Annotated in this window: 26 protein-coding genes; 10 read left to right on the forward strand and 16 right to left on the reverse strand. The window is 62.5% G+C overall.

What is annotated here, in order from left to right; translation table 11 throughout:
* Positions 1–4: 4 nt before the first annotated feature.
* Complete coding sequence (locus tag QAZ47_RS10985) at positions 5–814, forward strand: universal stress protein (RefSeq protein WP_278233792.1); 810 nt, start codon at positions 5–7, stop codon at positions 812–814.
* Between the two features lie 52 nt (positions 815–866).
* On the forward strand, positions 867–3,509 hold the full coding sequence (mgtA, locus tag QAZ47_RS10990) for a magnesium-translocating P-type ATPase (RefSeq protein ID WP_278233249.1): 2,643 nt from the start codon (positions 867–869) through the stop codon (positions 3,507–3,509).
* 72 nt (positions 3,510–3,581) lie between these two features.
* Here the strand turns inward: mgtA and QAZ47_RS10995 are convergent, their stop codons facing one another.
* Together QAZ47_RS10995 and QAZ47_RS11000 are read right to left on the reverse strand one after the other, a co-directional pair.
* On the reverse strand, positions 3,582–4,142 hold the full coding sequence (locus tag QAZ47_RS10995; protein WP_278233250.1) for a cytochrome b/b6 domain-containing protein: 561 nt from the start codon (positions 4,140–4,142) through the stop codon (positions 3,582–3,584).
* A 3-nt stretch (positions 4,143–4,145) separates the two neighbouring features.
* A complete protein-coding gene (locus QAZ47_RS11000; protein ID WP_278206782.1) occupies positions 4,146–4,427 on the reverse strand; it encodes a PepSY domain-containing protein in 282 nt (93 codons plus the stop codon).
* A 149-nt stretch (positions 4,428–4,576) separates the two neighbouring features.
* Here QAZ47_RS11000 and QAZ47_RS11005 point away from each other — a divergent pair, with 149 nt between their 5' ends.
* The 3 genes from QAZ47_RS11005 to QAZ47_RS11015 all read left to right on the forward strand — a co-directional run bounded on the left by QAZ47_RS11005 (position 4,577) and on the right by QAZ47_RS11015 (position 7,211).
* Positions 4,577–5,239 carry a response regulator transcription factor gene (locus QAZ47_RS11005; protein WP_278233251.1) on the forward strand — a complete coding sequence of 221 codons (663 nt, stop codon included), beginning with the start codon at positions 4,577–4,579 and terminating at the stop codon, positions 5,237–5,239.
* The gene (locus QAZ47_RS11010; RefSeq protein ID WP_278233252.1) at positions 5,236–6,600 is read left to right on the forward strand and encodes an ATP-binding protein; all 1,365 of its coding nucleotides are present in this window, start codon (positions 5,236–5,238) and stop codon (positions 6,598–6,600) included. Before QAZ47_RS11005 ends, QAZ47_RS11010 begins: the two co-directional genes overlap by 4 nt.
* Positions 6,601–6,662: 62 nt before the next feature.
* Entirely contained in the window at positions 6,663–7,211 is a 549-nt protein-coding gene (locus QAZ47_RS11015) for a hypothetical protein (RefSeq protein WP_278233253.1), read from the forward strand.
* A 70-nt stretch (positions 7,212–7,281) separates the two neighbouring features.
* On the opposite strand, the gene QAZ47_RS11020 is transcribed toward QAZ47_RS11015, so the two are convergent.
* From QAZ47_RS11020 to QAZ47_RS11065, 10 genes are all read right to left on the reverse strand, one after another.
* On the reverse strand, positions 7,282–7,959 hold the full coding sequence (locus QAZ47_RS11020; RefSeq protein WP_347567192.1) for a CBS domain-containing protein: 678 nt from the start codon (positions 7,957–7,959) through the stop codon (positions 7,282–7,284).
* A gap of 55 nt (positions 7,960–8,014) precedes the next feature.
* Positions 8,015–8,185 (reverse strand): cbb3-type cytochrome oxidase assembly protein CcoS, encoded by a 171-nt coding sequence (gene ccoS / locus QAZ47_RS11025; RefSeq protein WP_278206787.1) that lies wholly within the window; start codon positions 8,183–8,185, stop codon positions 8,015–8,017.
* Complete coding sequence (locus QAZ47_RS11030) at positions 8,182–10,467, reverse strand: cation-translocating P-type ATPase (RefSeq protein WP_278233255.1); 2,286 nt, start codon at positions 10,465–10,467, stop codon at positions 8,182–8,184. Before QAZ47_RS11030 ends, ccoS begins: the two co-directional genes overlap by 4 nt.
* Positions 10,464–10,979: a FixH family protein gene (locus QAZ47_RS11035; RefSeq protein ID WP_278233256.1), complete on the reverse strand. Its 516-nt coding sequence runs from the start codon at positions 10,977–10,979 to the stop codon at positions 10,464–10,466. The genes QAZ47_RS11030 and QAZ47_RS11035 overlap by 4 nt, the downstream gene beginning before the upstream one ends.
* Positions 10,976–12,535: a cytochrome c oxidase accessory protein CcoG gene (ccoG, locus tag QAZ47_RS11040; protein ID WP_278233257.1), complete on the reverse strand. Its 1,560-nt coding sequence runs from the start codon at positions 12,533–12,535 to the stop codon at positions 10,976–10,978. The genes QAZ47_RS11035 and ccoG overlap by 4 nt, the downstream gene beginning before the upstream one ends.
* 166 nt (positions 12,536–12,701) lie before the next feature.
* The gene (gene ccoP / locus QAZ47_RS11045; protein WP_278233258.1) at positions 12,702–13,565 is read right to left on the reverse strand and encodes a cytochrome-c oxidase, cbb3-type subunit III; all 864 of its coding nucleotides are present in this window, start codon (positions 13,563–13,565) and stop codon (positions 12,702–12,704) included.
* A 2-nt stretch (positions 13,566–13,567) separates the two neighbouring features.
* The gene (locus tag QAZ47_RS11050) at positions 13,568–13,717 is read right to left on the reverse strand and encodes a cbb3-type cytochrome c oxidase subunit 3 (protein ID WP_278206792.1); all 150 of its coding nucleotides are present in this window, start codon (positions 13,715–13,717) and stop codon (positions 13,568–13,570) included.
* Positions 13,718–13,730: 13 nt separating this feature from the next.
* Entirely contained in the window at positions 13,731–14,462 is a 732-nt protein-coding gene (gene ccoO / locus QAZ47_RS11055; RefSeq protein ID WP_278233259.1) for a cytochrome-c oxidase, cbb3-type subunit II, read from the reverse strand.
* 10 nt (positions 14,463–14,472) lie between these two features.
* Positions 14,473–16,083 (reverse strand): cytochrome-c oxidase, cbb3-type subunit I, encoded by a 1,611-nt coding sequence (ccoN, locus tag QAZ47_RS11060; protein WP_278233260.1) that lies wholly within the window; start codon positions 16,081–16,083, stop codon positions 14,473–14,475.
* Between the two features lie 264 nt (positions 16,084–16,347).
* Positions 16,348–17,061: a Crp/Fnr family transcriptional regulator gene (locus QAZ47_RS11065; RefSeq protein ID WP_278233261.1), complete on the reverse strand. Its 714-nt coding sequence runs from the start codon at positions 17,059–17,061 to the stop codon at positions 16,348–16,350.
* Between the two features lie 107 nt (positions 17,062–17,168).
* Here QAZ47_RS11065 and hemN point away from each other — a divergent pair, with 107 nt between their 5' ends.
* Positions 17,169–18,551, forward strand: coding sequence for an oxygen-independent coproporphyrinogen III oxidase (hemN, locus tag QAZ47_RS11070; RefSeq protein WP_278233262.1), 1,383 nt, complete (start codon positions 17,169–17,171; stop codon positions 18,549–18,551).
* 81 nt (positions 18,552–18,632) lie between these two features.
* On the opposite strand, the gene QAZ47_RS11075 is transcribed toward hemN, so the two are convergent.
* The 3 genes from QAZ47_RS11075 to QAZ47_RS11085 form a co-directional block, all read right to left on the reverse strand.
* Positions 18,633–19,064 (reverse strand): potassium channel family protein, encoded by a 432-nt coding sequence (locus QAZ47_RS11075; protein WP_278206797.1) that lies wholly within the window; start codon positions 19,062–19,064, stop codon positions 18,633–18,635.
* A gap of 115 nt (positions 19,065–19,179) precedes the next feature.
* Complete coding sequence (locus tag QAZ47_RS11080) at positions 19,180–19,629, reverse strand: group III truncated hemoglobin (RefSeq protein WP_278233793.1); 450 nt, start codon at positions 19,627–19,629, stop codon at positions 19,180–19,182.
* Positions 19,630–19,811: 182 nt separating this feature from the next.
* A complete protein-coding gene (locus tag QAZ47_RS11085) occupies positions 19,812–21,002 on the reverse strand; it encodes an NnrS family protein (RefSeq protein WP_278233263.1) in 1,191 nt (396 codons plus the stop codon).
* A gap of 207 nt (positions 21,003–21,209) precedes the next feature.
* On the opposite strand from QAZ47_RS11085, the gene QAZ47_RS11090 reads away from it, so the two are divergent.
* A complete protein-coding gene (locus QAZ47_RS11090; protein WP_278074641.1) occupies positions 21,210–21,914 on the forward strand; it encodes a Crp/Fnr family transcriptional regulator in 705 nt (234 codons plus the stop codon).
* Here the strand turns inward: QAZ47_RS11090 and QAZ47_RS11095 are convergent.
* Entirely contained in the window at positions 21,832–22,062 is a 231-nt protein-coding gene (locus QAZ47_RS11095; protein WP_347567206.1) for a hypothetical protein, read from the reverse strand. The two genes, QAZ47_RS11090 and QAZ47_RS11095, sit on opposite strands and share 83 nt — an antisense overlap.
* Here QAZ47_RS11095 and QAZ47_RS32095 point away from each other — a divergent pair.
* The 3 genes from QAZ47_RS32095 to QAZ47_RS11105 all read left to right on the forward strand — a co-directional run bounded on the left by QAZ47_RS32095 (position 21,961) and on the right by QAZ47_RS11105 (position 26,038).
* Positions 21,961–22,191 (forward strand): hypothetical protein, encoded by a 231-nt coding sequence (locus tag QAZ47_RS32095; protein ID WP_347567213.1) that lies wholly within the window; start codon positions 21,961–21,963, stop codon positions 22,189–22,191. The two genes, QAZ47_RS11095 and QAZ47_RS32095, sit on opposite strands and share 102 nt — an antisense overlap.
* A gap of 227 nt (positions 22,192–22,418) precedes the next feature.
* Positions 22,419–24,800: a phosphoketolase family protein gene (locus QAZ47_RS11100; RefSeq protein WP_278233265.1), complete on the forward strand. Its 2,382-nt coding sequence runs from the start codon at positions 22,419–22,421 to the stop codon at positions 24,798–24,800.
* Entirely contained in the window at positions 24,788–26,038 is a 1,251-nt protein-coding gene (locus QAZ47_RS11105; RefSeq protein ID WP_278233266.1) for an acetate/propionate family kinase, read from the forward strand. The genes QAZ47_RS11100 and QAZ47_RS11105 overlap by 13 nt, the downstream gene beginning before the upstream one ends.
* The last annotated feature ends 82 nt before the right edge of the window (positions 26,039–26,120 follow it).

Consider the following 26,120-nt stretch of genomic DNA (forward strand, 5'->3'; position numbering starts at 1 on the left):
CCGCATGTCCTACAAAACGATAGTCGTCAATCTGGCCGTTGATGCAAACCCTGCGCCGATCGTAAAGTTGGCAATGGAACTCGCGCAGCGTTTCGACGCTCACCTCGTCGGCTTCGCCGCCGCGGACGTTCCGCCTTTGGTGTCGACGGGAGAAGGCCTGGTCTACGAAGGCGAGGTCATGCAGATTGCTCGCACGGAAATCGAGAAGCGTCTTGCCGAACTGCGTGACATTTTCGAGAAAATCGTCCCGACCTCGATAAGCAGTGAATGGACGCAGTATATCTGCGGTCCGACGCGTGCTCTCGGCATAGCCGCCCGTTCGGCCGACCTTGTCGTGACCGCCGATGGCGGGGAGGATGTCTTCCGCGCCGTCGATATCGGAAGCCTTGTGCTCGGCGCCGGCCGGCCGGTGCTGGTCACCGCGGGCAATGCCGAACACCTTCTGGCGAAGACCGTCCTTATCGCCTGGAAGGACAGCAGGGAGGCGCGAAGGGCGTTGTCCGACTCTCTGCCGTTCCTGGCGAAGGCCAAAGAGGTGGTCGTTGCCACCATGGAGGCCGGCTCCGGAGGCGATGTTCGAAACAGCCTCGCCGACGTCGCGGTTTTTTTGGAGCAACATGGCATCACGGCGCGGACCGAAGTGATCGCCGGTGACGCCGACGGCGACAGGCTGGTGGCGTTCGCACGCTCGATCCATGCCGATCTGATCGTTTCCGGAGCCTACGGCCACAGCCGGCTGAGGGAATGGGCCTTCGGCGGTGTCACGCGCTCGCTGATCGACGAGAGCGGCATCAATCGCCTCCTGTCGAACTAACTGTCTGGCCGTGGCAACCAGAACGGCAGACGACGCGGATCGGCCGACAGCCATGGCAAGCAAGGAGCAATCGATCGGCCGCTTCCCTGGTCTTGTCGAGCATGCCTACTGGTCGCTCGGAACCGATCAGTTGGTCGGGCAGCTGGAAACCTCCACCTCCGGTCTTCTGAGCCCGGACGCAGCGTTCCGGCTCGCCAAATTCGGGCGAAACGCGCTGGCACCGCGGTCCGACGCTTCCGCATTGGCTGTCTTGGCGCGCCAGTTTCGCAGCCCGCTGGTCCTGATCCTCGTCTTTGCCGCCGCCGTTTCGGCGTTCGTCGGCGAGGGTCACGAAGCAGCGATCATCGGCGCGATCGTGCTGGCCAGCTGCATCCTCAGCTTCACACAGGAGTATGGCGCTTCCCGCGCGATGGAGGCGCTGCGGCAGCGTGTCGCCCGCAGGGCGACCGTTGTGAGGGACGGTTTCGAACGCACGGTCGGTGTCGAGGACATCGTTCCCGGCGACGTCGTTTGCCTGTCGGCCGGCAATCTCATCCCGGTCGACGGCGTGATCCTGGAGTCGCGGGATTTCAACGTCAGCGAATCCGTTCTGACCGGCGAGACCTTCCCCGTTGTGAAGTCCGCCGGCCGGTCCGCGCCTGAAGCCGGCATCGCGCAGCGGACCAATGCGGTTTTCACCGGCACGTCGGTTCGCAGCGGAACGGCAAAGGTGCTTGCCGTGGCCACAGGAACTCGGACCGAATTCGCATCGATAGCCGAGGCGTTGGAGCGACGGATTCCCGAGACCGAGTTTGCTCGCGGCATCAGGATGTTCGGATATCTGATGACCGAGATCATGCTTGCGATCGTCATCCTGGTATTCTTCGCCAACGTGATGCTCGACAGGCCCTTGATCGAGTCGCTGCTGTTTTCGCTTGCCCTGGCGGTTGGCCTGACCCCCGAACTGCTTCCCGCAATCATCAGCGTCACCCTGGCCAGGGGCGCGCGCACGATGGCCGCCAGCGGCGTCATCGTACGTCGCCTCGATGCCATCGAGAATCTCGGCAGCATGGACCTGCTGTGCACGGACAAGACAGGAACACTGACGGAAGGCGTCATCCACCTCGACGGATCGTTCGACGTCGAGGGCAATGCTTCGAGAGAGGTTCTGCTTTGGGCACGGCTGAACGCGACTTTGCAGACCGGGCTGAAGAATCCCCTGGACGAAGCAATAGCGAGTGCTCCGCCTGGACAGGAGGATCTGTCCGGTTTCGCCAAGATCGACGAAATCCCATACGATTTTGTTCGGAAGCGGCTGTCGGTCGCCCTGCGGGAGGGGGCGCGCGAACAGATCCTGGTGACCAAGGGGGCCGTCCAGAACGTTCTCGACGTATGTGCCTTCGTGCAGGGTCCGCATGGGTTGCAATCCCTGGACTCGGCGGAGCGCCAGGCGATCGACGAGAAATTCAGGCGTTGGAGTGCGCAGGGGTATCGCGTTCTCGGCCTGGCGATCCGGCGCTTTCAGGACAAGGCAGGCTTCAGCCGCGACGACGAAACCGCGATGGCCTTCGCGGGATTCCTGCTGTTTCTCGATCCGCCGAAGGAGGGGGTGCGGGAAACGCTTTCGGCACTTGCCGATCGCGGCATCGGCGTGAAGGTCATTTCCGGCGACAACCGCTATGTCGCCGCGCATCTGGCCGAGGCCGTGGGTCTCCGGTCCGACAGGATCATGACGGGCGAAGATCTGTCGCAAATGACGAAGAACGGGCTTCTGGCCAGCGTTCGCAGCACCGATCTTTTCGTCGAGATCGATCCGAACCAGAAGGAGCGCATCGTCGAGGCGCTGCGCCGCAGCGGTCACGTCGTCGGCTACCTCGGCGATGGCATCAACGACGCGCCGGCGCTTCATGAAGCCGACATAGGCATTTCGGTCGACACCGCTGTCGATGTGGCCCGAGAGGCCGCCGACATCATCTTGCTGAAGCGTGACCTGGGTGTTCTGGTGCAGGGCGTCGACGATGGCCGAAAGACGTTCGCCAACACGATGAAATACATCTCCATCACGACCAGCGCCAATTTCGGCAACATGATCAGCATGGCCGCCGCTTCGCTCTACCTGCCGTTTCTGCCGCTACTGGCTAAGCAGATCCTGCTCAACAATTTTCTATCGGACATTCCCGCGGTTGCGATAGCGAGCGACAACGTCGATCCGGACCAGCTCCAGCAGCCCCGTCATTGGGATATTCATTTCGTCCGACAGTTCATGGTCACCTTCGGGCTCGTCAGCTCGCTATTTGACTTTTTGACGTTTGCCTTCCTGCTGTATGTGGCTCGCGCGGAGGCATCGGCATTTCAGACCGGCTGGTTCGTCGAATCTCTGCTCACGGAGCTCTTGATTCTGCTCATCATACGCACCCGAAAATCCTTCTGGGCGAGCCGTCCAAGCCGGCTGCTTGCGTCGCTTGCGCTGGCGGTCGGCGGTCTCGCGGTCGCGATCCCGTACACGCCCGTCGCGGGCTGGTTCGCATTCGTGCCATTGCCGTGGCCCGTGCTCATGGGACTGATTGCGATAACGGGTTGCTATGTGCTGGTCTCCGAGTTGACCAAGCATTGGCTCTTCGATCGGGGAAACGGCGGCCCGCGCAGACGAAAGGCAAGGAGCCCGCAACACGGGCGCCGCCGTCCAAAACGCGAGTCGGCCCGTGTTGCCGGCTGAACCCCGCATTGCCGCGGTGGCCGGAAAACCTTGGGCCGACCGCAAGATCCGGGTCGACGGCAGGGAAGCCAGCTATGCGATATCACCTACATCCGGCGACCGCTTTCTGCCATTGATCATCGACCTCACCAGGTTCTCTCCATGGCGGATGCTGGCAAGAGCGACGCCGGCTATGTGAATGGCGATAAGGACAAGGATGGCGTTGCCCAGGAGCTCGTGAACAAGCTGCACCCACGCCACACCCCAATAGGCATCCGTGGTTTGCATCCAGCCCGTCAAAGCGATGCCGCAGATGCAGGCAAGAAGGGCCAGCACCATTGCCGCGCCTGCGGGGTTGTGGCCGATATATCGCCGTTCCCGCTTGTGCGCGATGTCCTTGAGATAGTTGAGGGTCTGTCGAGGCGACCGAACGAACTGGGCAAAACGCGTATAGCCGGATCCAAACAGGCCTGCCGTCAATCGGGAGGCAACCAAGGCGATCGCGAGATAGCCCGCGTATTTGTGGACCATCATGATCTCGCCGGAAGTGAGCCACGCCACCGCCACGCTAAGCACGAGAGCCCAGTGGAAAAGGCGGACATAATACGACCAGACGTTTATCGAGGTCTCTCGTGTGCGGACGGTGGCGTTCATGACTCAGCCCTCGTCGCCGTCGGTATCGCCGCCGACGGGTGCAAGGCTCTTCGGATCGAACATGGTTTCGACACGCTTGCCCTTGGCGTCGATGGCGTAGGCCTCGTAGCAGCCGGACTCGGATTTGATGTTGCGGACTTTCCAGCCCTGGGATTCCAGCTTTGCCTGCAGGGCTTCGCGCGGCTGCCATTCGCTTGCCGGCACGTCGCACTTGTTGCCGGCGAGCGCCGCTCCCGTTCCGGCGGTGCAAACGAACAAGGCGGCAATCACAACTGACTTCATCATTTTTTCTCCATCGGCTAATTCCGATGGCTGGAAGGTCGACGAAGAACCTGACAGCAAGCTGAACGCATCATGCGTCCAAACGGGCAATTGCCCAGCGACTTTGACAGTGGCAGCTTTGCCGCCGGAAGATGTGCTGATCAGGGGGTCGGTTGAGGGTTTTGTTCGTAGAAGACGACGCGGTCCTGGGCGAAGCCATCCGCGATCACGTCGCAGCCGACGGCCACGCGGTCGACTGGTCGCGCTCGATCGGCGACGCGGCCAGTCACCTCGATGTTGCGGCCTACGACCTTGTCCTCCTCGATTTGCAGTTGCCCGACGGCAAGGGCCTTGATTTCCTGAAACGGCTGCGCCGGGCGGGAAATGTCACGCCCGTTATTATCCTTACCGCGCGCGATCAACTCGCGGACCGGATCGAAGGGCTCAACAGTGGAGCCGACGATTATCTGGTGAAACCGTTCGATCTTGGCGAACTCTCGGCGCGACTCTTGGCCGTCTCGCGCCGCTACGCTGGAAATCCCAATCCGATCGTTCGTTTGACGGGTGGCGCAGAGGTAGACCTGGCCAAGAGACTGGTCCTCGTCAGCGGTGTCCAGGCCACATTGACGGGTCGCGAATGGGCTGTCCTGGAACTTTTCCTCCACCGGCCCGGAATGGTCATCAGCAAACGACAGGTTGAAGATGCGCTCTATGCCTTCGGCGCCGAGATCGAGAGCAACACCGTGGAGGTCTATATCAGCCGCCTGCGGCGCAAGATCGGTCGCGATGCCATCGTGACCATGCGCGGCCTTGGATACCGGGTGGCAATCCAATGACGCGTCGCGGCAGTCTGACCCGCAGGCTTGTCATCTCGATGTTTGTCTTGACAAGCGCATTCGGACTGATCGCGGCGGCCGCTGGCTCCGTCACCCTGCACCGCGAAATCAACGAGGCGATGGACGGCGCCTTGCGGGAGGCCGCTCGCCGCCTCGTTCCTATCGTGATCGACGACCTCTTCTCCAAGGACACGACAGGGGCGTCTCGGCAGCTGGCGGAGGGGGTTTCAGGAGAGGCAGACGACAGGCTGATCTTCCAGGTTCGCGACAAGGGCGGCCGGGTGCTCCTCCGCTCCTACAATGCGCCGGATGCAGCGCTCACCGATTCGCTTCAGCAAGGCTTTTCCGAAAACAAGGGCTGGCGCATCTATACCGAGCCGGCCATCAGCAAGACCATCTTCGTGCAGGTTGCCGAATCGACCGCACAGCACAACGAGGAGATATTCGAGGCCGCTCTCGGCTTCCTGGTGCCAATCGTGGCATTGACGCCGGTGAGCGCGCTCCTCGCCTGGGCAATGCTTGTCCGTTTCCTGCGTCCTGTGGGGCAGTTGCGTGGCGATATCAGCGAGCGGCACGGCGATAATCTCGAGCCGATCCGGACCCATACGCTGCCCGTCGAACTCGCCTCGATCGCCGGATCGGTCAACAGGCTCATGCGGCGGTTGCGCATGGCTCTCGAAGCGGAGAAAGAGTTCACGGCCAACGCGGCACATGAACTGAGAACGCCGATCGCCGGGGCACTGGCGCAAGCCGAACGCCTTCTGATCGAGGCGTCGAGCGAGCCCACGCGCAGGCGCGCGCGACAGATCAAGACAGCGCTGCGCGACCTGGCGAATCTCTCGGAAAAACTGATGCAACTCGCGCGGGCCGACTCAGGTTTGGCGGAGTCCGATACGCCGTCCGACCTCATGGGCATCGCGGCCCTCGTGGTCGGAGACTTCCGGCATCTGAGAGAAGGCGGCGAGCGGATCGCGCTTTCAGGCCCTGCGTCCGGTCCGATGGTTGCGATCGATCCCGACGCGCTGGCAATCGTGATACGCAACCTCATCGAAAACGCGCTTCGCCATGGATCCGTTGGAGGGACCGTAACCGTTGCGTTTCAAGCCGAGGCGGCGCTGCGCGTGGTCAACGAGGGTACGGTGGTGCCCCGCAAGGAACTCGGCGGGCTGATAAGACGCTTTCACCGCGGATCGACGCATGCCGACGGATCTGGGCTGGGACTGGCGATAGTAGCTAGGATTGTCCAACAAGCAGGTGGGGCTCTGGTGCTGAATTCACCGGCCTCAGGCAGGCAAGACGGCTTCGAGGCAATCGTGAAGTTCCGGTTGTTCGCGCAACAAGTTCGACCGGCCAGCAATTGACGAGAGTCAATGCAAACGGAACCTTTTTAGTCGATGGATCCGCATCCACGGGACCGTGCAGATTGAACAGTCTCTTTTTTCTGGAAGCATTTCTGCTCTTCGTCGCGCCAGGGCCCACCAACGCTCTCTTGATGGCGGGGACGATGAAGCGCGAGAAGGCTGTTACGCTTTTGGCTGCGCAAGCATGCGGATACGGGATCGCGGCGACGCTCTGGCTTTCGTTACGCCCCTTGATGCCTCCTGACGCGATACAGATACTCAAAGTGATCGCAGCCGGGTGGCTCGTGGTCCTAGGCCTGCGCCTGATGGCCAGCAACCCGATCGACGTAGGCGAAAGCGATGGAAGCCTTTCCGTGCTGGCGACTACCGTCCTCAATCCGAAGGCTTTCATCTATTGCCTGGCGATGGTGCCGATCGATGCCGAGCCGCAAGTTCTCGGCGCCTTCTGGATTGTGCTGCTTGGGATGACAGCCACCACGGGATCGCTCTGGCTTTTGCTCGGCAAGCGGCTTCGCGGGGGCTGGAGGATAACGGACAAGATCGCGGGCGCCGCGCTTCTTGGATTTGCCCTGCTGCTGCTTCGACCGCTGTTAGCCGCGGCTACGATGTAAGGCTTGATGAGCCGAAGTCGGGATTGGCCGCCAGAAGCCGTTTAGCCGACATATTTCCTTTCCCCGCTGACTAAGAGACAAGCACGACCGACAACGGGCCGGCGCAGAAGAGGCTGTCCTTGACCTCTTTGACGCCTTTGACGTTTTCCGCCGCAACGACAGCGGCCTTGCGCTGACGCTCGTCGAAAATGGCACCGCTAAGTTCGACGACGCCTTTGTCGACCTTTACGCCGATCAAAGTGCCATCGCCCCATGCCTGGCCCTGAAGCTCGGCCAGGATGTCCTTGCGGATGAGCTCGTCATCGCCGGTCGTCGCACCCGATTGAGGCAGGATGCGAAGCAGTGCGCGCAGCAGGTCCGTCCGGGTGACGATGCCTGCGATCGTGCCCGCGTCGACGATGGGCACGTTCTTGATGTCGTGGCGGGTCATCAATTCGACGATCTCGGCGAGCGAGGCACCCGGCGGCGCCGAGACGACGTCGCTCGTCATCACCTCGTCGACTCGACGTCCGTTGGCGAGAACATACTCTCTGGCCATCTTTCCGGGGCCGACGATAAACTCCAGCCAGCGAGGACGAACGCGCTGCGTGCCGAGCTCTTGACGGCGCAGGAAGTCACCCTCGGTTATGATGCCGACCATCGCGCCATCGCGCGTGACCGGCAGGCAACGGATTTTCCTCGACAGCATCAGGTCGACGGCGTCCGCGATCGGCGCCGCCCCATCGATCGTGACGACCGGCGTCGTCATGATGGCTTGAGCTTGCATCCCGGCCTCCCTTTCGCGCCATTGCGCTGAAACCGCATTATTTTGACTGCAGGACGTCGCCGGGCCGGTCGTCGGGCTCGATCAGTATCCGCTCCGCGGCCCCGTCGAGATCCTCGTATTGGCCGCTGCGCAACGCCCAAAGGAAGCCCGACAGACCGAGCGCTCCCAGGAACAGGGCCACGGGAATGAGATAGACGAGCGTGGTCATGGATGGGCCACACCCACGACATCGGAGCGGCGCCTAGTCGGAGTCGCTTCGGGCATGGCTTTCACGGTAGCCTGAAGCCGCATCGCATTTGCGATCACGATCAACGAGGAAGCGGACATGGCGATCGCGGCGATGAGCGGCGTCACATGTCCGAGGATGGCGATCGGAACGGCAAAAGCGTTGTAGACGATCGCGATGGCGATGTTCTGGCGAATGAGCCGGCCGGCCTTGCGCGAGATTTCCATCGCAAGAGGAACCGCGAGGAGGCTTTCGCGCAGGAAGACGAAATCGGCGGCCTTGCGGCCAATGTCGGCCGCGCTCGCCGGAGCGATCGAGACATGCGCCGCCCGCAGCGCCGGCGTGTCGTTGAGACCGTCGCCCACCATCAGTACGTTGTGTCCCGCACGCGTCAGCGATTCGATCCACTCGACCTTTCCCGAGGGCAGCAGCGCCGGCACGAAATTCTCGATCTCCAATGCGTCGGCGACATCACCGCAGGCCTTCTCGGTATCGCCGGACAACATATCGACCGACACGCCGGCTTCCTTCATTTGCCGGATAGTCGCCTTGGCGTCCGATCGAGGCGCATCCTCGAAGGCGAAGCATGCGACGATGCTCCCATTCTTCGAAAGCACCGTGCCGCCATAGCCGCCGATCCTGCCTTCTCCGCCGGTGCGAGCCTTCCACCCGGCCCATCCGCGTCGGCCCAGACGCCAGATGTCATCCCCAGCGGTCGCCTCGATGCCGAAGCCGGGCTCTTCTCGCACCGAGTCGAGCTTGGGCTCACCGGCAAAGCCCGCATAGGCCGTAATGGCCCTTGAAAACGGGTGCCGCGAATGGGCCGCCATGTCAGCGGCCATCGCAAGCATGGTCGGATCGATCTCGGATGCGTTGACGAGCCTCGGCTGCCCCAAAGTCAGCGTTCCGGTCTTGTCGAACACAGCCGTGTCGATCGCCGCGAGGCGCTCCATGGCCGAGCCGTCCTTGACCATGACGCCAGCCTCGAAGAGGCGCCGGGCCGCTACCACCTGGACGATCGGCACAGCGAGGCCGAGCGCGCAGGGGCACGTGATGATGAGCACGGCGATGGCGATGGTGAGAGCCCGGTGCCAATCGCCGGACTCGACCATCCAGCCGAGGAATGTCACAAAGGCCGCCAGATGGACCACGGGCGCGTAGAGCGCCGATACCCGGTCGGCGATGCGCCGGTAGTGCGAGCGGCCGCCTTCGGCGGCTTCCATCAGGCGAACCATTTCCGCCAGGAAGGAGTCCTTCGCGGCGGCGGTTGCCCGCATCGTCAGCGGACCAGTGAGATTGAGTGTGCCGGCCTGGACGTGCGTTCCAGCACTCACGGCCTTGGGCTCGCTCTCGCCGGAGACGATCGAGCAATCGAGGTCGGAATTGCCGCTGGTTATGTCGCCGTCGACCGGTATCCGTTCTCCGGCCGCGATGAGCAGGCGCATTCCCGGCGTGAGCTCGGCGACGGGCACGTATTCGCGCGTGCCGTCGTCCCGCAGGACCACCGAGCCCCGCGCCGCAAGCCTGGAAAGGCCGTTGACGGCCGTTCGCGCGCGTTCGCGCATCACATGGTCCAGCGTGCGGCCGATGAGCAGGAAGAAAAGCAGCGACACCGAGGCGTCGAAATAGGCATGTTCGCCGTGATTGATGGTCTCATAGAGGCTCATCGCGTAAGCCAGGGAGACGCCCACTGCGATCGGCACGTCCATGTTCATCCGGCCATGGCGCAACGCGTTCGCCGCGGAGCGGAAGTAGATGCCGCCGGCGAAGGCGAGAGCCGGGATGGCGATCAGCGCGGACAGCCAATGGAAAAGATCCCGCGTGGCGCCCTCGGCGCCGGACCAGACCGAAACCGACAGCAGCATGATGTTGCCGGCCGCGAAGCCGGCCACGGCGACGGCGCGGATCAACTCCGAAAGCGTCTTGTCCTTCTCGTGAATTTCCGGGTCGAACAGGTGCGCCTGGTAGCCCAGCCGACCGAGCACGGCAAAGAATGGCGGGACATCGTCTCCGTGCCAGCGGATCGACACACGCTTCGTCGACAGGTTGACGCGAGCAGACTCGACGTTCTCGACCTTGCCGAGCGCGGCCTCGATCGCTTGAATGCACGCCCCGCAATGAACCGTCGGCACCGACAGCTCGGTCTGGTGAATGTCGCCGCCAAGAGAGCGGCTGGCCAGCTTGATCTCATCGCTCGACGGCGAAGCGGATGCTGCGTTGGCGACCTCCAACGCCATTTCGGCGCCTGGCGCGCAGCAGCTCATTGCAGGGCTCCTTTCACGACCATGATGCGGCGGACATCGCGAAACGGTGACGTCAGTCCCGCATCCGCATCGATCTCCACGATCCAGACGCCATCCTTCGGCGCGTGCCGGGCGGCAAATTCCCGCGTATTGGCAGGAGAGTCGTCGGAGGCCGCGGCAAGTGTCAGGGCTTCGTCCTCGGCCTCGTAGGCCGGGTGGCGGAACAGCATCCTGACGCCGTGCAGCGGCACCGGTTTGCCCTGGCTGTCGAAAAGGCCGTAGCGGACCTCGCCGGAAGCGATGGTCAGCTTGCCCGTCCAGCCGAGCGCCGCCTGCGCCCTTCCTTTCTTCGCTTCTTCGTTGAACTGCTGGCTGGCAACATAGGTGTTCTCGACGACGAGGCCGGTCCAGCTCTTTTGGGCGAGCGTGGCCATCGTGACGTTGACCCCGATCACCACCCCGAAGAAGGCAAGGATGGAGATCAGCATATGCCTGCCGGTGAACTCGCGCGGTTTCCGCGTATCGGTGCTCATTTGCCGGTCTCCGGCGCGTTGAAACTGGCGGTGTATTCGGCGGATTCGGAACTCGCCTGGTCGTCGATGCGAAATTCGAAGCGTTGCACCGGCTTCTTGATCTCGTTCGCGGGTTGCCGAACGAAGATCTTCAGCGTCTTCAGCCGGTCAGGTTCGACCGAGATGGAAAATGAGCGGCTTGGGGGCTGGTCGATGCCGACGACGCTCATCTCACCGCCGGCGAGACCCTCCAGCGTCACCTCGATCGTTCTCGGCTCGGGTATCATGTTGAGCAGCTTGACGGTGTAGCCGTTCCGGATCGAGCCGTCCGAAAGCGTCACGAACTGCGGATTTCTGTCGTGCAGGACATTCAGCTCCAGCCGCTCGCGCGTCAGCAGCGAATAGACGAGCGCCAACCCGATCGCCGACCACACACCAAGATAGATGTAGGTGCGCAACCGGAAGATTTTGCCCAGATGGAAATGTGCCAAGCCATCGACGAAGCTGCCGCTCGCCGTTCTTACGAGCATCGGATTGACCGGGCTGGCGCCCCCCGAGGTCGCCAGCGCCATGTTGGCATTGTAGTCGGCCAGCGTTGCATAGGAAATCAGCCCGCGTTCTCGGCCGAGCTTGTCCATGACGCCGTCGCAGGCGTCGATGCACAGCGCGCAGGTGATGCATTCCAACTGCTGGCCGTCGCGGATATCGATCCCCATGGGACAGACGGCGACACAGGCGTTGCAGTCGACGCAGTCGCCGACCGCTTGCCCGGCGGCCGAGACCTTCTTGGCATGCCGCGAACGCGGCTCGCCGCGCCAGTCGTTATACGTCACCGTCAACGAGTTTTCGTCGAGCATGGCGGCCTGGATGCGCGGCCACGGGCACATATAGGTACAGACCTGCTCACGCATCAGCCCGCCGAACACATAGGTGGTGCCGGTCAGCACGCCGATCGTGGCATAGGCGACCGGCGCGGCAGTGCCGCTGACGACTTCGCCGAGCAATTTCGGCGCGTCGGCGAAATAAAAGATCCAGGCGCCGCCGGTGGCGACCGCGATAATGAGCCAGATGGCATGCTTGGATACGCGCAGGATGAGTTTGCGGGCGGTCCACGGGGCCGCGTCGAGCTTCATGCGGGCATTGCGATCGCCTTCGATCGCGCGCTCCACGACAAGGAACAGATCGACCCAGACGGTCTGCGGGCAGGTATAGCCGCACCAGGCTCGCCCGACCGTCGACGTGATCAGGAAAAGGCCGACGCCCGCCATCATGAGAAGTCCGGCGACGTAGTAGAATTCCTGCGGCCAGATCTCGATGAAGAAGAAGTAGAAACGGCGGTTCGCCAGATCGATGAGAACGGCCTGGTCGGGAGCGAAGGGGCCGCGGTCCCAGCGCAGCCAGGGCGTCAGGTAGTAGATGCCGAGCGTGATCGCCATCACCAGCCATTTGAACTGGCGAAAACGACCGGAGGCGCGCTTGGGGAAGATCTTCTTGCGCGCCGCGTAGAGCGGCTGTCGCGTCTTGGCGGAATTGACCGCTTCGGCCTCGAGCCGTTCTACCTGCGTCTGATCCAGCACGACGATCTCCAATCGCGGCGGAAAAATGCCGCCTCTATCCGGCAGTCTTGCAACTGCTCACGCCGCGCCGCGTTGATGCAGGTCAAATTGAGTCGTCAAAAGTCGAGGCCCGGCGTGGCCGGGCCTCGTCGCTTGAACGGCCGAGGGCCGAGAACAGGCCCCGCTCCTATTCTCCGCCGCCAAGCGAATGGACATAGACAGCCAGTTCCTTGACCGTCGTCTCCCCCAGGCGCCCGACCCAAGCGGGCATCACTCCGCTCTTCGGGGCTCGCACCTGTGAAGCAATGGCGGCTTCACCGGACCCGTAGAGCCAGATCGCGTCGGTCAGATTGGGGGCTCCAACGTCCCTGTTGCCCTTCGCGTCCTGGCCATGGCAGACGGCGCAATTGTCCGCGAAGACCTTGGCGCCGGGCTCGATCAGGGTCTTGTCCTTGACAGGGCCCGAAAGGCTGGCAACGAAAGCGCTGACCTGATCGATCTGTTCGGGCTTGAGCACATCGGCAAAAGCAGGCATTTCCGACTGGCGGGTATCGGCGTCGGTAGCGAACCGGATGCCGTGCGTGATCGTCTGCTGGATCTGCTCCGTCTTGCCTCCCCAGAGCCAATCGTCATCGTTGAGGTTCGGAAATCCCTTCGAGCCTTGCGCGCCGGATCCGTGGCATTGAACGCAATTGACCTTGAACGCGGCGCCGCCGGCCGCGACGGCAAACTCGCGCAGCGCGTCGTCGCCGGCGATTTCGGAGACGCTCTTGGACTGAATTGCCGCGACATACTTGGCCTTGGCGGCTTCGGCCGCTGCCATCTCGTTCTTGACGTCATTGCGGCTGGAGAAGCCCAGCGCTCCTCTGGTGGCCGAGCTCAGCATGGGCCAAGCCGGGTAGGCGATCGTGTAGGCGATCGCCCAGAAGATGGTGACATAGAAAGTAATGACCCACCAGCGGGGCAGGGGATTGTTGAGCTCCTTGATCCCGTCCCATTCGTGGCCGGTCGTCGTGATGCCCGAGATTTCGTCGATATGCTCGTTGCTCATGATCAATCGTCCTGGAGAGGAATTTTCGCGGCGTGGTCGGCATGGGCCTTGCCACCCGGACGGAGCGCGAAGGCAATGCAGCCGACAAAGAACAGGGCCATGGCAAGCAGCCCCCAGCTGTCTGCAAACTCCCGCATCAGATTGTAGTCCATCGGTTTGCTCTCCTCAGCGGTAGCCAGCGGCTTCGTCGTAGTTCTTGAAGTCGACAAGAGTGCCGAGCATCTGCAGATATGCGACCAGGGCATCCATCTCGGTGATCTGCTGGGGGTTGCCGTCGAAGTCGCCGACCTTGGCTTTCGGATAGCGGCTTTCCAGTCCCGACGTGTCGGCGTTGGGATCGGCCTGCGCCATCAGGTCGGCATTCGCCTGCGCGATCATGTCGTCGGTGTAGGGGACACCGACGCGCCGGTTGGCGACGAGGTGCGTGGAGAAGTCCTTCACCTCGATCGGCTTATCCTTCAGGAACGCGTAGCTCGGCATGATGGATTCCGGCACGACGGAGCGCGGGTCGGTCAGATGCTGGACGTGCCAGCTGTTGGAGTAGCGGTCGCCGACGCGGGCGAGATCCGGTCCGGTCCGCTTGGACCCCCACTGGAACGGGTGGTCGTACATCGACTCGGCCGCCAGGCTGTAGTGGCCGTAGCGTTCCACCTCGTCGCGGAAAGGCCTGATCATCTGGCTATGGCAGAGGTAGCAGCCCTCGCGAACATAGATGTTGCGCCCGGCCAGCTCGAGCGGCGAGTAGGGGCGCATGCCCTCGACCTTCTCGATCGTGTTGTCGAGATAGAAAAGCGGCGCGATCTCGACGATGCCGCCGACCGTGACGACCAGCAAGGATCCGACGAGAAGCAGCGTGGCGTTCTTCTCGATCAGAGCGTGTTTATCTATCAGACCCATGTCTGGCTCCTTATTGGGCGGGCTGGAGGGCGGGCGTGGAACTCGGCAAGGCCTGTTCTTCGCGCTGGCGGCCAAGAATTGTCATGGTGATGTTCCAGGCCATGATCAGCATGCCGGTGAGATACATGGCGCCGCCTGCAGCGCGCATGAGATAGTAAGGGTGCATCGCGGCGACGGTTTCGGCAAAGGAGTAGACCAGGAAGCCCTGCTCGTCGTACTCGCGCCACATAAGGCCCTGCATGATGCCGGAAACCCACATGACGGCCGCGTAGACCACGATGCCAAGGGTCGCCAGCCAGAAGTGCCAGGTGACGAGGCGCATGGAATAGAGCCGCTCCCGATTCCACAGTTTCGGCACCATGTAGTAGAGCGCGCCGAAGGTGATCATGCCGACCCAGCCGAGCGCTCCCGAGTGGACATGGCCGATGGTCCAGTCGGTGTAGTGTGAGAGCGAGTTGACGGTCTTGATCGACATCATCGGGCCTTCGAAGGTCGACATGCCGTAGAAGGCGACGGCCGCAACCATCATGCGGATGATGGGATCGGTGCGGATCTTGTCCCAGGCGCCCGACAGCGTCATCAGGCCGTTGATCATGCCGCCCCATGAAGGCATCCACAGCATGACCGAAAACACCATGCCGAGCGTCTGCGCCCAGTCGGGCAGGGCGGTGTAGTGGAGATGGTGCGGCCCGGCCCAGATGTAGAGGAAGATCAGCGCCCAGAAGTGGATGATCGACAGGCGGTAGGAATAGACCGGCCGGTTCGCCTGCTTCGGCACGAAGTAGTACATCATGCCGAGAAAGCCGGCCGTGAGGAAGAAGCCCACGGCATTGTGCCCATACCACCACTGGGTCAGCGCATCCTGAACGCCTGAGAACGCCGAGTAGCTCTTCGAGCCGAGGAATGAGACCGGCATCGAGAGGTTGTTGACCACATGCAGCATCGCAATGGTCACGATGAAGGAGAGATAGAACCAGTTGGCGACGTAGATATGCGGTTCCTTGCGCTTCAGGATGGTACCGAGGAAGAGGATCAGATACGCGACCCAGACGACCGTCAGCCAGAGATCGACATACCATTCCGGCTCGGCATATTCGCGGCTCTCCGTGATGCCCAGCAGATAGCCGGTCGCGGCCATGACGATGAAGAGCTGGTAGCCCCAGAAGACGAACCACGCGAGATTGCCGCCAAAGAGGCGCGCGCGTGACGTGCGCTGGACCACATACAGCGACGTGCAGAGCAGGGCATTACCGCCGAAAGCGAAGACGACGCCGGAAGTGTGCAACGGCCGCAGGCGGCCAAAATTGAACCACGGCGCGATGTTGAGGTCGGGATAGGCAAGCTGCAACGCGATGACCACGCCGACCAGCATGCCGACGACGCCCCAGAACGTGGTTGCAATTGCCCCGTAACGGACCGGCCCATCCATATAGGCGGAGGGGTCGACCGGAGCTGCAGGTTTGAAATCCGTGTTGCGCAGCAGGATCACGGTGAAACCAGCCACGGCGAAGAACAAAACCCACATGTGCTGGCGAAAAGGTTCATCCGCGCCGAAGCCGGCGGCCACAAGGGCGGCAAAAGCAAACAGGCCTAGAAGGACGATCTCTGTGCCAAATCTCATCGCAAGTCCCCGATCTCGTCTCGAAAATTCCAGCGGAAACTACCGCTCGCGGCACCATTTCGGGATTTTCCATCTCCCGGCCTTGATCCAGGTCAAACGCGGGCTGCTTTTCGTTCGGGAGCGTCCGTATCGACCGCTAGAGCGGAATGCCGGCAACGAGGCGGCTGGGCACGGAGTGCCGGCAAAGCGATCTGCAGGGCCGAACACCGGGTTCGGGTCCGGTGGGGCCGAAGCTCAACGATTGCTTGGCAGCGGGCGCGATGTTCAGTCGCCGCAGCGTTCCTCGAGCTGAACCATGCTTGCCAGGCTGATATGGCGCTTGTTTACGATCCGGATCACGCCATCAAACTTTAGCCTGGACAATTCGCGGCTTACCGTCTCGATGGTCAGTCCGAGAAAATCGGCGATGTCCGCGCGCGTCAGCGGCAGGTCGAAGCTTATCGAACTTGCCGGATGGCAGGCAGGATCGATGTTTCTGGCGATCATGAGGAGGAAGCTCGCAACTTTTTCGGACGCGGTCTTGCGCCCCAGCGCCGTCATCCAGTCGCGCGCCTCGTCAAGCTTGTTCAGCGCGTGGTTGAGCAAATTCTGCCCAAGCTTCGGCGAGTCATCCAGCATTCGCTCGATGATCGTCTTTGGAAAAGAACACAGCGCCACGTTCGTCAAGGCTTCCGCCCGGATCGGCCTTTTCGCTCCGAAAGGCCGGCCCAGAAAATCGGGCGCGAAATGAAACCCGACGATCTGCTGACGACCGTCCGACAGGTTTCGCGTGAGCTTGACGATGCCGGACAAGACGTTCGAGTAGGTTCCATCGTCTGCGAGTTCCGTCCCCGCCAAGACCTCATGCCTTGACGAGGCTTTGGCCAGTTCGGCGAGTTGGCGAACCCTGAGCGCACCGCACAATCCGGCCCGCCGCGCTTCGCAGGATCTGCAAGTCGCGGGAATGTCGGCTTGTTGAGCATGCTGTCTGGCGGCCATTGCGACGCCCGTGGTCAAATAAGGACGGCAATTTGCGCAGGTTGCGCCCCCAGCCTCCTTGATCCAAATCAAGGCCTTGCCGGTCTCGCTCAGGCAGTTTGCCCGGCATGAGCTCCGCAGCCGCCACCATCCATGAAACGCGTCCGCCGCCCACTGCCGTGGGCCTTGGCGACAACGTACCGCGCTACACGAGCTATCCGACGGCCCCGCACTTTCATCCGGGCATCGACGCGGCGGCGGTTCGCGGCTGGATGGGAGCGCTTGAAGGCAATGACGAGATATCGCTGTATCTGCATATCCCCTATTGCGACAGGCTGTGCTGGTTCTGCGCCTGCCACACCAAGCAGACGCGCCACTATGCGCCCGTTGCCAGTTTTCTGCGCGCGCTGCACAAGGAAATCGAAACGGTCGGTGGCCTTGTGAGCGGCCGGGGCAGGGTGCGCGCCGTTCATTTCGGCGGCGGCTCCCCGACGATGCTGAAGCCCGACGACATCCTCATGCTCGGAAAAGCGTTGCGGGACCGGTTCGACTTCCTTGATGATGCCAGCCTCAGCGTCGAGATCGACCCAAGCGACATGGACGAGGGGCGGCTCGATGCCTTCGCTGCGATCGGCATGACGAGAGCGAGCCTCGGCGTCCAGGACTTCGATCCCAAAGTGCAGAGGGCGATCAATCGCGAGCAGAGTTTTGCGCTGACCAAAAGCATAGTCGACGCGGTGCGCGCGCGAGGCGTTCGCTCCGTCAACCTCGACCTGCTCTACGGGTTGCCGCATCAAACCTTGGAGAGCGTCGCGGCGACCGTCGCCCAGGCGCTGACGCTGGCGCCGGACAGGCTGGCCCTGTTCGGCTACGCGCATGTGCCGTGGTTCAAGAAGCATCAGACGATGATCGATGAAGCCTGGCTGCCCGACTCGTCCGCGCGCTTGGCGCAATCGCAGCTCGCCGCGCGAATGATCGTCGATGCAGGCTACGAGGCCTTGGGATTGGATCATTTCGCAAAGCCGCAGGATGCGCTGGCGGCAGCGGCGCGCGCCGGCAAGATCCGTCGCAATTTCCAGGGCTATACCGAGGACCAGTGCGAAACGCTGATCGGCCTTGGCCCGTCCTCGATCAGCCGGTATCGCCAGGGCTATGCGCAGAACATCGTTGCGACCGGCGAGTACGAGAAGGCCGTGAATTCCGGACGGCTGGCGATAGCGCGCGGCGTCGAGTTCAGCCTCGATGATCTGGCGCGGGGCTGGATCATCGAGCGCCTGATGTGCCAATTCAGTTTCTCGGCGGTAGAGCTCGTCGAACGCTTCGGCGCCGTCGGCCAAACGCTGCTCTGTGAAGCGAGCCGACTGGCCATCAGCGGCGCAGGCCAGCTTCTTCGGCTCGACGGTGAAAGCTTCGTCGTGCCGGCGGAAAGCCGCCCGCTGGTCAGGGCGGTGGCGGCGAAATTCGACAAATATCTCAGCAACGGAACCGGCAGGCATTCGCTGGCGGTTTGAGCACGTCTTTGTTTCCCAAAACCACCGCGCACCCTCGGGGTCAAGCCCGTGGGCATGCTTTTGGCGACATCGATGGGCGGATCAAAAGTGCTCGCCGACCCTGAAGGGGCCGACACGGGTACCGGCCGCGATCAGATAGGCGGTCGACCAGCCGATCAACAGAAAACCGTTGACGCCTTCCAGAGCCGCCAGCACGCGCCAGCCATGGGCGGGCACAACATCTCCATAGCCGACCGTGGAAAAGGTGATGGTCGAAAAGTAAAGCGCCGTCTCGAAGTCGTTCAATATCCCGAGCAGCCGGTAGATCCCGGCCCATAACCAGACTTCCGCCGTCATGACAGCAAAAAGCCCCATCACCACGCTGATCATGGCGATGACACGGCTGCGCCGGCCGTGCATACGGAAGAGCGCCACGAGACGTGCCATCACGCGGGTGATCGCGATGAGGCCGAAAGTATGGATCAAGACCGTCAGGCTGATGACGATAGTGCCGACGCAGAGATTGAGGATCATCTGAGGAAACTAAGGCCTCGGCGGATCGCAGTCCTTGCGTAAAATCAAGCCCGACACCGGCGCGCCAGGCACCAACGTCTCAAACCGTTGCTCGCCGGAGGTTTGCCGGCGCAACCTATTCGGCACCCGATCTCGCGGCGGGACCGAGGCGAAAGAACATGGCAAGCTTCAGGCTGGCGGCTATTCGTTCCGCCCGCTCGACAAATACCGCCGCGGTTTCAGGCGCGAAAAGCTCTGCCGCCGTCCCGCGGAAGAGAGCCAGCCAGATCTCGAAGTCGGCTTCGGTGACATCCTCGAGCTTCAGGTGGGCCGGCACCGGCCGGCCATGATAATCGCCGCTTTTCAATATGACGGAGGACCAGAAGTCCGTCATCTTCTCCAGATGGGGCTCCCAATCGCCGGTGATCTCGCGCGCGAAGATGGGGCCCAGACGCTCATCCTTTCTCACCTTCGAATAGAATTTGCGAACCAGCACTCCTATCGAGGCCCGGTCGACGCCAGGGCGAAGCAAGGGCTGTTCGGCGGCAGGGCGAACCCTGTCAAGCAAGGCCGGCTTCGAAGTCATCATGTTCCTTATTCTTTGGCAATCAGGTCGGTGGTTCGCTACGGCATCAACCGCGATGTCCTTGTAGATCGCCCGACGGTTTGGCGATTTGCGCTGGCTCAAATTGCTCGCGGAACAATGACCGGCGCGCGGCCAGCTCGAAAACCGAGTGACAAGACGGCTTCGCCGCCCATCTTCAAGGCTCACTTGCCGCGTGCGTTGAGGCGAGGCCGCATGAGCATCCCCCCAAAGAGCACAGCGTAGCCGACGAAGGCGGCCACCCAGAACGCCGCCGAGATATGCAGCAGAATTGTTGCGGCAGGAGCCATGGCGGCAGCTATTCGCAGAACGGCAGCGATGACGATCGCAACGAAAACCGCGCGTGTTCCGGCGTTTGCCGTCAGCGCGCGGCCTGTGTGGCCGAGGGAGGCGCGGGTCATGACGGCAAGCGTCATACAGGCAATCGCTCCCACCGCCAATGCATGAATGCCGGCCACCGGGGGAACCGTCCCCGGGGCGAAGACGGCTAGGCCGGCTAGCAGCAGGCCAAGCGGCACAAAGGCGAATGCAACGTGCAGGATCAGAACCAAAGGGTCTGCCAGCGTCCGGTCACCCGCCCAGCGGCCGAGCCGAACGGCATTGAGGACTGCACCGGCGATGAGCAACACGCCGGTTGCGATGGTGTCGGGAAAGAAAGTCCACGCGGCGAGCCCGACGGCGGACAGCGCGATCGTTGCGATATCGAACCTGCCGAATGATGCCGGGAGCCGGCCGGGCTTCTCGCGAACCAGCCAATTGCGGGTGAAGCTCGGAACGATGCGCCCACCGATAACCATGATGAGGACGACAACGGCTCCAAGACCGAGGCGCCGGCTCATATCGGAGACGCCCTGGTAATGCGCTTCGGCATGAAACATGACATTTGCCGCAAAGAGGGTCGCGACCGGCAGGAGCACCTTGAGGTTCCGCCAGTTTCGCCCGGCAACGATTTCCGTCGCGGCGGCGGCTACCACCGCAAGAAGAAAGGAGCAGTCCACGACCGCGCTCAGGAGCCAGCCCGTTTCCGCCGAAAAGAACACGGCCACCCGACCCGCGAGCCAGAGCAGCACGAGCACCAACAGGCGAAAATCCTGAACGGGGAGCCGTCCGGTCCAATTGGGAATTGCAGTCAACAGGAATCCCGTCACGACCGCCGGCAGATAGCCGAAGAGCAGTTCGTGAATGTGCCAGTCCACGGGCAGGAATACGCTGAGGATCTCGAGCTTGCCGTAATAGAGCGGCAACCACAAGAGTATCGCGACGCCGGCCTGCAGCGAGCCTAGCAGAAAGAAGGGCCGAAAGCCGTAGGAGAGAATTGCCGGATAGACGCTTGGCCGCGTCCGTGGAATTGCCATGACATGCCTCATAGGAAACCAGGCAATGCGCCCGTTTCGATTCTTCTATCCCGGCCCCAAAGGGTGGAATTTGCCTCAGCGCAAACAAGAATGTGAATCGCCGTCGCCGGCGATAACAGGCTTTACTTGTCGATGGGCGGTCGTCCATGACAAAGTCTGGTCAGGGGCCTGAGAGCGTTGCGCCACTGAAGTCGGGAGGAAAGGCGGTTGGCAAGCCTTGATCGATCACTGATTGCCGGGCTGCCCGTGTTCGAGGGAGTCGCTGCTGCGGATCTCGATCGCATCGTCGGGCAGGCAAGATCCATTCGTATCGCGAAGGATCAGCCGGTGTTCGAGCAGGAGCAGGAGGCCCATTCGTTCTTCCTGCTGCTCGACGGCCATGTGCGCGTGGTGAAATCGACCCCGGACGGGCACGAGGTGACCGTACGATATATAAGCCCCGGCGAGCTGATGGGGATCGCCAGCGCGCTGGGCCGGACGACCTACCCGGCAAATGCCATTGCCGCCGTCGATTGCGTGGTGCTTGCCTGGGCAAGCCAGCTCTGGCCCACCTTCGCGACGAGCTTCCCGAGCTTCAGCGCCAATACATACAAGGCGGTGGGAAGCCGGCTCCAGGATGCCCACGCACGCGTCATCGAGATGTCCACCGAGCAAGTGGAACAGCGTGTCGCGCATGCGCTGCTCAAGCTGATCAAGCAGTCAGGGAAAAAGACCGAGGAAGGCATTTTGATCGACTTCCCGATTTCACGCCAGGACGTTGCGGAAATGACGGGCACAACGCTTCACACGGTGAGCCGATTGCTTTCGGCCTGGGAAGACCAGGGCCTGGTCAAGAGCGGACGCCAAAGGGTCGTCGTGGTCGAGCCGCATCGACTGCTCGTGATTGCCGAGGGCCGCGCGGCAAAGAGCTAGTCCCATCTCCGGCATCGATCGCCGCCTCCAGGTCGCGGCGAAGCTGATGCTCGTCGAGATCATGCTCGCGCGCCGCGTCGGAAACGGTGTGAAAGGAAGCGATCGGGCAGCCGACGCACAGCATGCCGTGCTGGAGGATGACGCGGATTGCAGCCGGCGTCTCGCGCATGATCCTGTCCATCGTCGCATCGTCGTTCAATTTGCGTTTCATGCTGCCGCTTGTCCGCATTGCAGGCAGACATCTTGCCTGCGCGTTCCGGCGCGTTCGTTGCTCTGAAGCAAAGATGGCGCTGTCTTGCCTTGCTCGACGAAGCCGCAGCTCGAGGTGCGGCTTAGACCTTGCGGCCGGCCGGCCTTGGCATTTGCGATGGATCAAAGCTTGATCGTTCTTCGCCGGATAGATCGATGACGACTGGTTTGGCACCGAGCCGTCGTGAACCGGTGGCGGCCTCGATGCGTTGTGCTTCAGCCGGCGTCGACTTGGAATCAGCGAAGGAGTCGGAAATGACCGAGCATCCCAGCGCCAATCGCTTGTCCGCACAGGAGCTGAGCGACATCGATGCCTATTGGCGTGCCGCCAACTACCTGACGATCGGGCAAATCTATCTGCTCGACAATCCGCTGCTTCGCGAGCCGCTTCGGCTGGAGCATGTCAAGCCGAGGCTACTCGGCCATTGGGGAACCTCGCCGGGACTGAGCTTCATCTATACGCATCTCAACCGCGTAATCAGACAGCGCGATGCAAATGTCATCTATGTCTGCGGTCCCGGTCACGGGGGACCTGCGATGGTTGCAAACACCTACCTCGAAGGCACCTACAGCGAGATCAATCCGGATATCCAGTTGGATGAGGCCGGGATGAAGAAGCTCTTCCGGCAGTTCTCCTTTCCGGGCGGCATCCCAAGCCATGCGGCGCCCGATGTGCCCGGCTCGATCCATGAAGGCGGCGAGCTCGGCTACGCGCTCTCGCATGCTTATGGCGCGGCCTTCGACAATCCGGATCTGATCGTCGCCTGCGTCGTCGGCGACGGCGAGGCGGAAACCGGGCCGCTCGCCACCTCCTGGCACTCCAACAAGTTCCTCAACCCGGCGCTTGACGGCGCGGTGCTGCCGATCCTCCATCTCAACGGCTACAAGATCGCCAATCCCACCATTCTGGCCCGCATCCCTGAAGAAGAACTGCGCGCGCTGTTCGTCGGCTATGGCTACGAACCGCTGTTCGTCGAGGGCGACGATCCGGCCTTGATGCACGAGCGGATGGCGGTCGTGCTCGACGATGCGCTGGACCGCATTCGGGCGATCCAGCAGGCGGCGCGCAGCGGCGCGAAGACCGCGCAGCCCCGGCCGAAATGGCCGATGATCGTGCTGCGAAGCCCGAAAGGCTGGACCGGTCCGAAGGAGGTCGACGGGCTGAAGACCGAAGGGTTCTGGCGCGCCCACCAGGTTCCGCTCTCCGGCCTCGCGGAAAACCCCGCGCATCTGAAGATGCTCGAGGAATGGCTGCGGAGCTATCGGCCTGAAGAACTCTTCGATGCAGCGGGCGCGCCTGTGTCCGCCATCCGTGCCACCGCGCCGGGAGGCGCCAGGCGCATGAGCGCCAATCCGCATGCCAATGGCGGCCTGCTGCGACGGTCTCTCGATCTGCCGGACCTGAACGAGCACGCGATACCGGTCAAGCGCCCGGGACAGGTGAAGGCCGAATCGACCAGAGCCATGGGCGCCTTCCTGCGAGACGTCATGGCGTTGAACCAAGCTGCCCGGAATTTCCGCATCGTGGGGCCGGACGAGACGGCTTCGAATCGCTTGCAGGACGTCTTTGAGGTGACGGAACGCGCCTGGATGGAAGAGATCCTGCCCGAGGATGTCCACCTAGCGCGGGAAGGCAGGGTTTTGGAAATCCTATCGGAGCATACCTGTCAGGGCTGGCTGGAAGGCTACCTGCTTACGGGGCGCCATGGGTTCTTCTCCTGCTACGAAGCCTTCACGCATATCGTCGATTCCATGTTCAACCAGCACGCAAAATGGCTGGACGCCTGCCGCAAGCTGCCCTGGCGACGACCGGTCGCGTCGCTGAACTATCTGTTGTCCAGCCACGTCTGGCAGCAGGAGCACAACGGCTTCAGCCATCAGGATCCAGGCTTCATCGACGTGGCTCTGAACAAGAAGGCGGACGTCGTGCGCGTCTACCTGCCGGCGGATGCCAACAGCCTGCTTTGCGTGACCGATCATGTGCTGCAGACATGGAACCGCATCAACGTCATCGTCGCCGGCAAAGCCAATTCCTGGCAGTGGCTGTCCATCGACGAGGCGAAAGTCCACTGCAGCGCCGGCATCGGCATATGGGAGTGGGCATCGACCGACCGCGGGGCAGAGCCGGATGTGGTGATGGCCTGCGCCGGCGATGTGCCGACGCTCGAGACTCTGGCCGCCGTCCAAATTCTGAAACGCCACATCCCCGATCTCAAGATCCGGCTGGTCAACATCGTCGACCTGATGACCCTGCAGCCAAAGGAACATCATCCGCACGGCCTGTCGGATCGCGAGTTCGATGCGCTGTTCACCAGGGACAAGCCCGTCATCTTCGCCTACCACGGCTATCCATGGACCATCCATCGCCTGACCTACCGGCGGACCAATCACGACAACATCCACGTGCGCGGCTACAATGAGGAGGGCACGACAACGACGCCCTTCGACATGACCGTGCTCAATGGGCTCGACCGCTACCATCTCGTGCTCGGCGTGCTCGACCGCATTCCCGAGCCGGCCGGTGCGCACATTCGGCTGAAACAGGCCATGGAAGGCAAGCTGATCGAGCACCGGGCCCATATCCGCGAGCACGGGCAGGACATGCCGGAGATCCTCGACTGGAAATGGGAGCAGTAGCCGATGCCGAAGCGCCGGGCCGCGAGGACAAGCGCCGCAAAAGTGACCGGGACCGGTCGGTGATGACCGATGCAATTCTCGTGCTCAACGGCGGCTCCTCAAGCCTGAAGTTCGCCCTGTTCCAGCAGCGCGACGAACTTCACCTTTTGCTGCGTGGCAGCGTCTCGTCGATAGGGCGCAGCCCACGACTGCACATCGCGCCTACGGCTCTGTCGCCCGAAATCGACAGGGGCCTGGGGGACGAGCCGATCGATATCGCAAAGGCGTTCGAGGCCGTGGCGTCCTTTCTCGCCGACCGCTGTCTTTTGCGCCAGATCGGCAAGGTTGGACATCGCATCGTGCATGGCGGTCGGGAATTTGCCCGCGCGACCCGGCTTGACGAGCGCACGCTCGATGTCCTTCACAAGCTTGAGCCGCTGGCCCCGATCCACCAGGCGATCAATCTCGAAATCGTCGGCATGGCCAGCCACCTTCTGCCTGAAGCCTTGCAAGTCGGCTGCTTCGACACGGCGTTCCACGATGCTCGGCCGGAGCTGTCGAAGCTCTATGGCTTGCCGCGCGAGATGTCGGAACAGGGCATCGTTTCGTATGGCTTCCATGGATTGTCCTATAGCCACATCGCCGCGAAGCTTCATGATCGCTACGGTGCCGCCGCCGGCGGCCGGACGATTGTCGCCCATCTCGGCAGCGGCGCGAGCTTGTGCGCCATGAAGGCAGGTGCGAGCGTCGCCACCACCATGGGGTTTTCGACGCTCGACGGTCTTCTCATGAGCACGCGTTGCGGTGCCATCGATCCTGGCGTGATCCTGCATCTCTTGCAGGACCAGAAGCTGTCATCCGAGGAACTATCCACCTTGCTTTACGAGCGCTCCGGCCTGCTCGGCGTATCCGGCATTTCCGGTGATATGCAGACGTTGCTTGCGTCGAAGGAGCCCGCGGCGGCCCGTGCCGTCGATCTCTTCGTCTACCGCGCCGGACGCGAGATCGGATCGCTCGCAGCCGCGCTTGGGGGGCTCGACACACTCGTGTTCACCGCGGGGATCGGCGAGCATGCGCATCAGATCCGGCAAAGGATCAGCGAGGCCGCTGGATGGCTGGATGTCGTTGTCGACGACGGCCTGAACCGCAGTGGCGAGGAGCTGGTCAGCGCCCCGAATTCCCGCGTCGACGTTCTTGTCATTCCAGCCGACGAGGAACGCGCGGTGGCCACGGAACTGCTCGACCTTGAAACGGCCTGATTGCCCCTTGGCAGCAGGGCGGGACGCAAAGCGCGTCGCGCCGAACCGGATTTGGGCGGCGCGCTTTTAAATCTTGCATTCA

The sequence above is a fragment of the Mesorhizobium sp. WSM4904 genome, assembly GCF_029674545.1.
Taxonomy (GTDB): Bacteria; Pseudomonadota; Alphaproteobacteria; order Rhizobiales; family Rhizobiaceae; genus Mesorhizobium.

Coding starts and splice junctions, on each gene's coding strand:
- ccoN (WP_278233260.1), bottom strand. CDS start 16,083: ATGAGATTTGGCACAGAGATCGTCCTTCTAGGCCTGTTTGCTTTTGCC.
- QAZ47_RS11035 (WP_278233256.1), bottom strand. CDS start 10,979: ATGAGCACCGATACGCGGAAACCGCGCGAGTTCACCGGCAGGCATATG.
- ccoO (WP_278233259.1), bottom strand. CDS start 14,462: ATGGGTCTGATAGATAAACACGCTCTGATCGAGAAGAACGCCACGCTG.
- QAZ47_RS11065 (WP_278233261.1), bottom strand. CDS start 17,061: ATGGCCGCCAGACAGCATGCTCAACAAGCCGACATTCCCGCGACTTGC.
- QAZ47_RS11085 (WP_278233263.1), bottom strand. CDS start 21,002: ATGGCAATTCCACGGACGCGGCCAAGCGTCTATCCGGCAATTCTCTCC.
- QAZ47_RS11105 (WP_278233266.1), top strand. CDS start 24,788: ATGGGAGCAGTAGCCGATGCCGAAGCGCCGGGCCGCGAGGACAAGCGC.
- QAZ47_RS11080 (WP_278233793.1), bottom strand. CDS start 19,629: ATGACTTCGAAGCCGGCCTTGCTTGACAGGGTTCGCCCTGCCGCCGAA.
- QAZ47_RS11000 (WP_278206782.1), bottom strand. CDS start 4,427: ATGATGAAGTCAGTTGTGATTGCCGCCTTGTTCGTTTGCACCGCCGGA.
- QAZ47_RS10995 (WP_278233250.1), bottom strand. CDS start 4,142: ATGAACGCCACCGTCCGCACACGAGAGACCTCGATAAACGTCTGGTCG.
- hemN (WP_278233262.1), top strand. CDS start 17,169: ATGAGCTCCGCAGCCGCCACCATCCATGAAACGCGTCCGCCGCCCACT.
- ccoP (WP_278233258.1), bottom strand. CDS start 13,565: ATGAGCAACGAGCATATCGACGAAATCTCGGGCATCACGACGACCGGC.
- QAZ47_RS32095 (WP_347567213.1), top strand. CDS start 21,961: ATGCTCGTCGAGATCATGCTCGCGCGCCGCGTCGGAAACGGTGTGAAA.
- ccoS (WP_278206787.1), bottom strand. CDS start 8,185: ATGACCACGCTCGTCTATCTCATTCCCGTGGCCCTGTTCCTGGGAGCG.
- QAZ47_RS11100 (WP_278233265.1), top strand. CDS start 22,419: ATGACCGAGCATCCCAGCGCCAATCGCTTGTCCGCACAGGAGCTGAGC.
- QAZ47_RS11020 (WP_347567192.1), bottom strand. CDS start 7,959: ATGACGACGCCGGTCGTCACGATCGATGGGGCGGCGCCGATCGCGGAC.
- QAZ47_RS11030 (WP_278233255.1), bottom strand. CDS start 10,467: ATGAGCTGCTGCGCGCCAGGCGCCGAAATGGCGTTGGAGGTCGCCAAC.
- QAZ47_RS11075 (WP_278206797.1), bottom strand. CDS start 19,064: ATGATCCTCAATCTCTGCGTCGGCACTATCGTCATCAGCCTGACGGTC.
- QAZ47_RS10985 (WP_278233792.1), top strand. CDS start 5: ATGTCCTACAAAACGATAGTCGTCAATCTGGCCGTTGATGCAAACCCT.
- mgtA (WP_278233249.1), top strand. CDS start 867: ATGGCAAGCAAGGAGCAATCGATCGGCCGCTTCCCTGGTCTTGTCGAG.
- QAZ47_RS11050 (WP_278206792.1), bottom strand. CDS start 13,717: ATGGACTACAATCTGATGCGGGAGTTTGCAGACAGCTGGGGGCTGCTT.
- QAZ47_RS11010 (WP_278233252.1), top strand. CDS start 5,236: ATGACGCGTCGCGGCAGTCTGACCCGCAGGCTTGTCATCTCGATGTTT.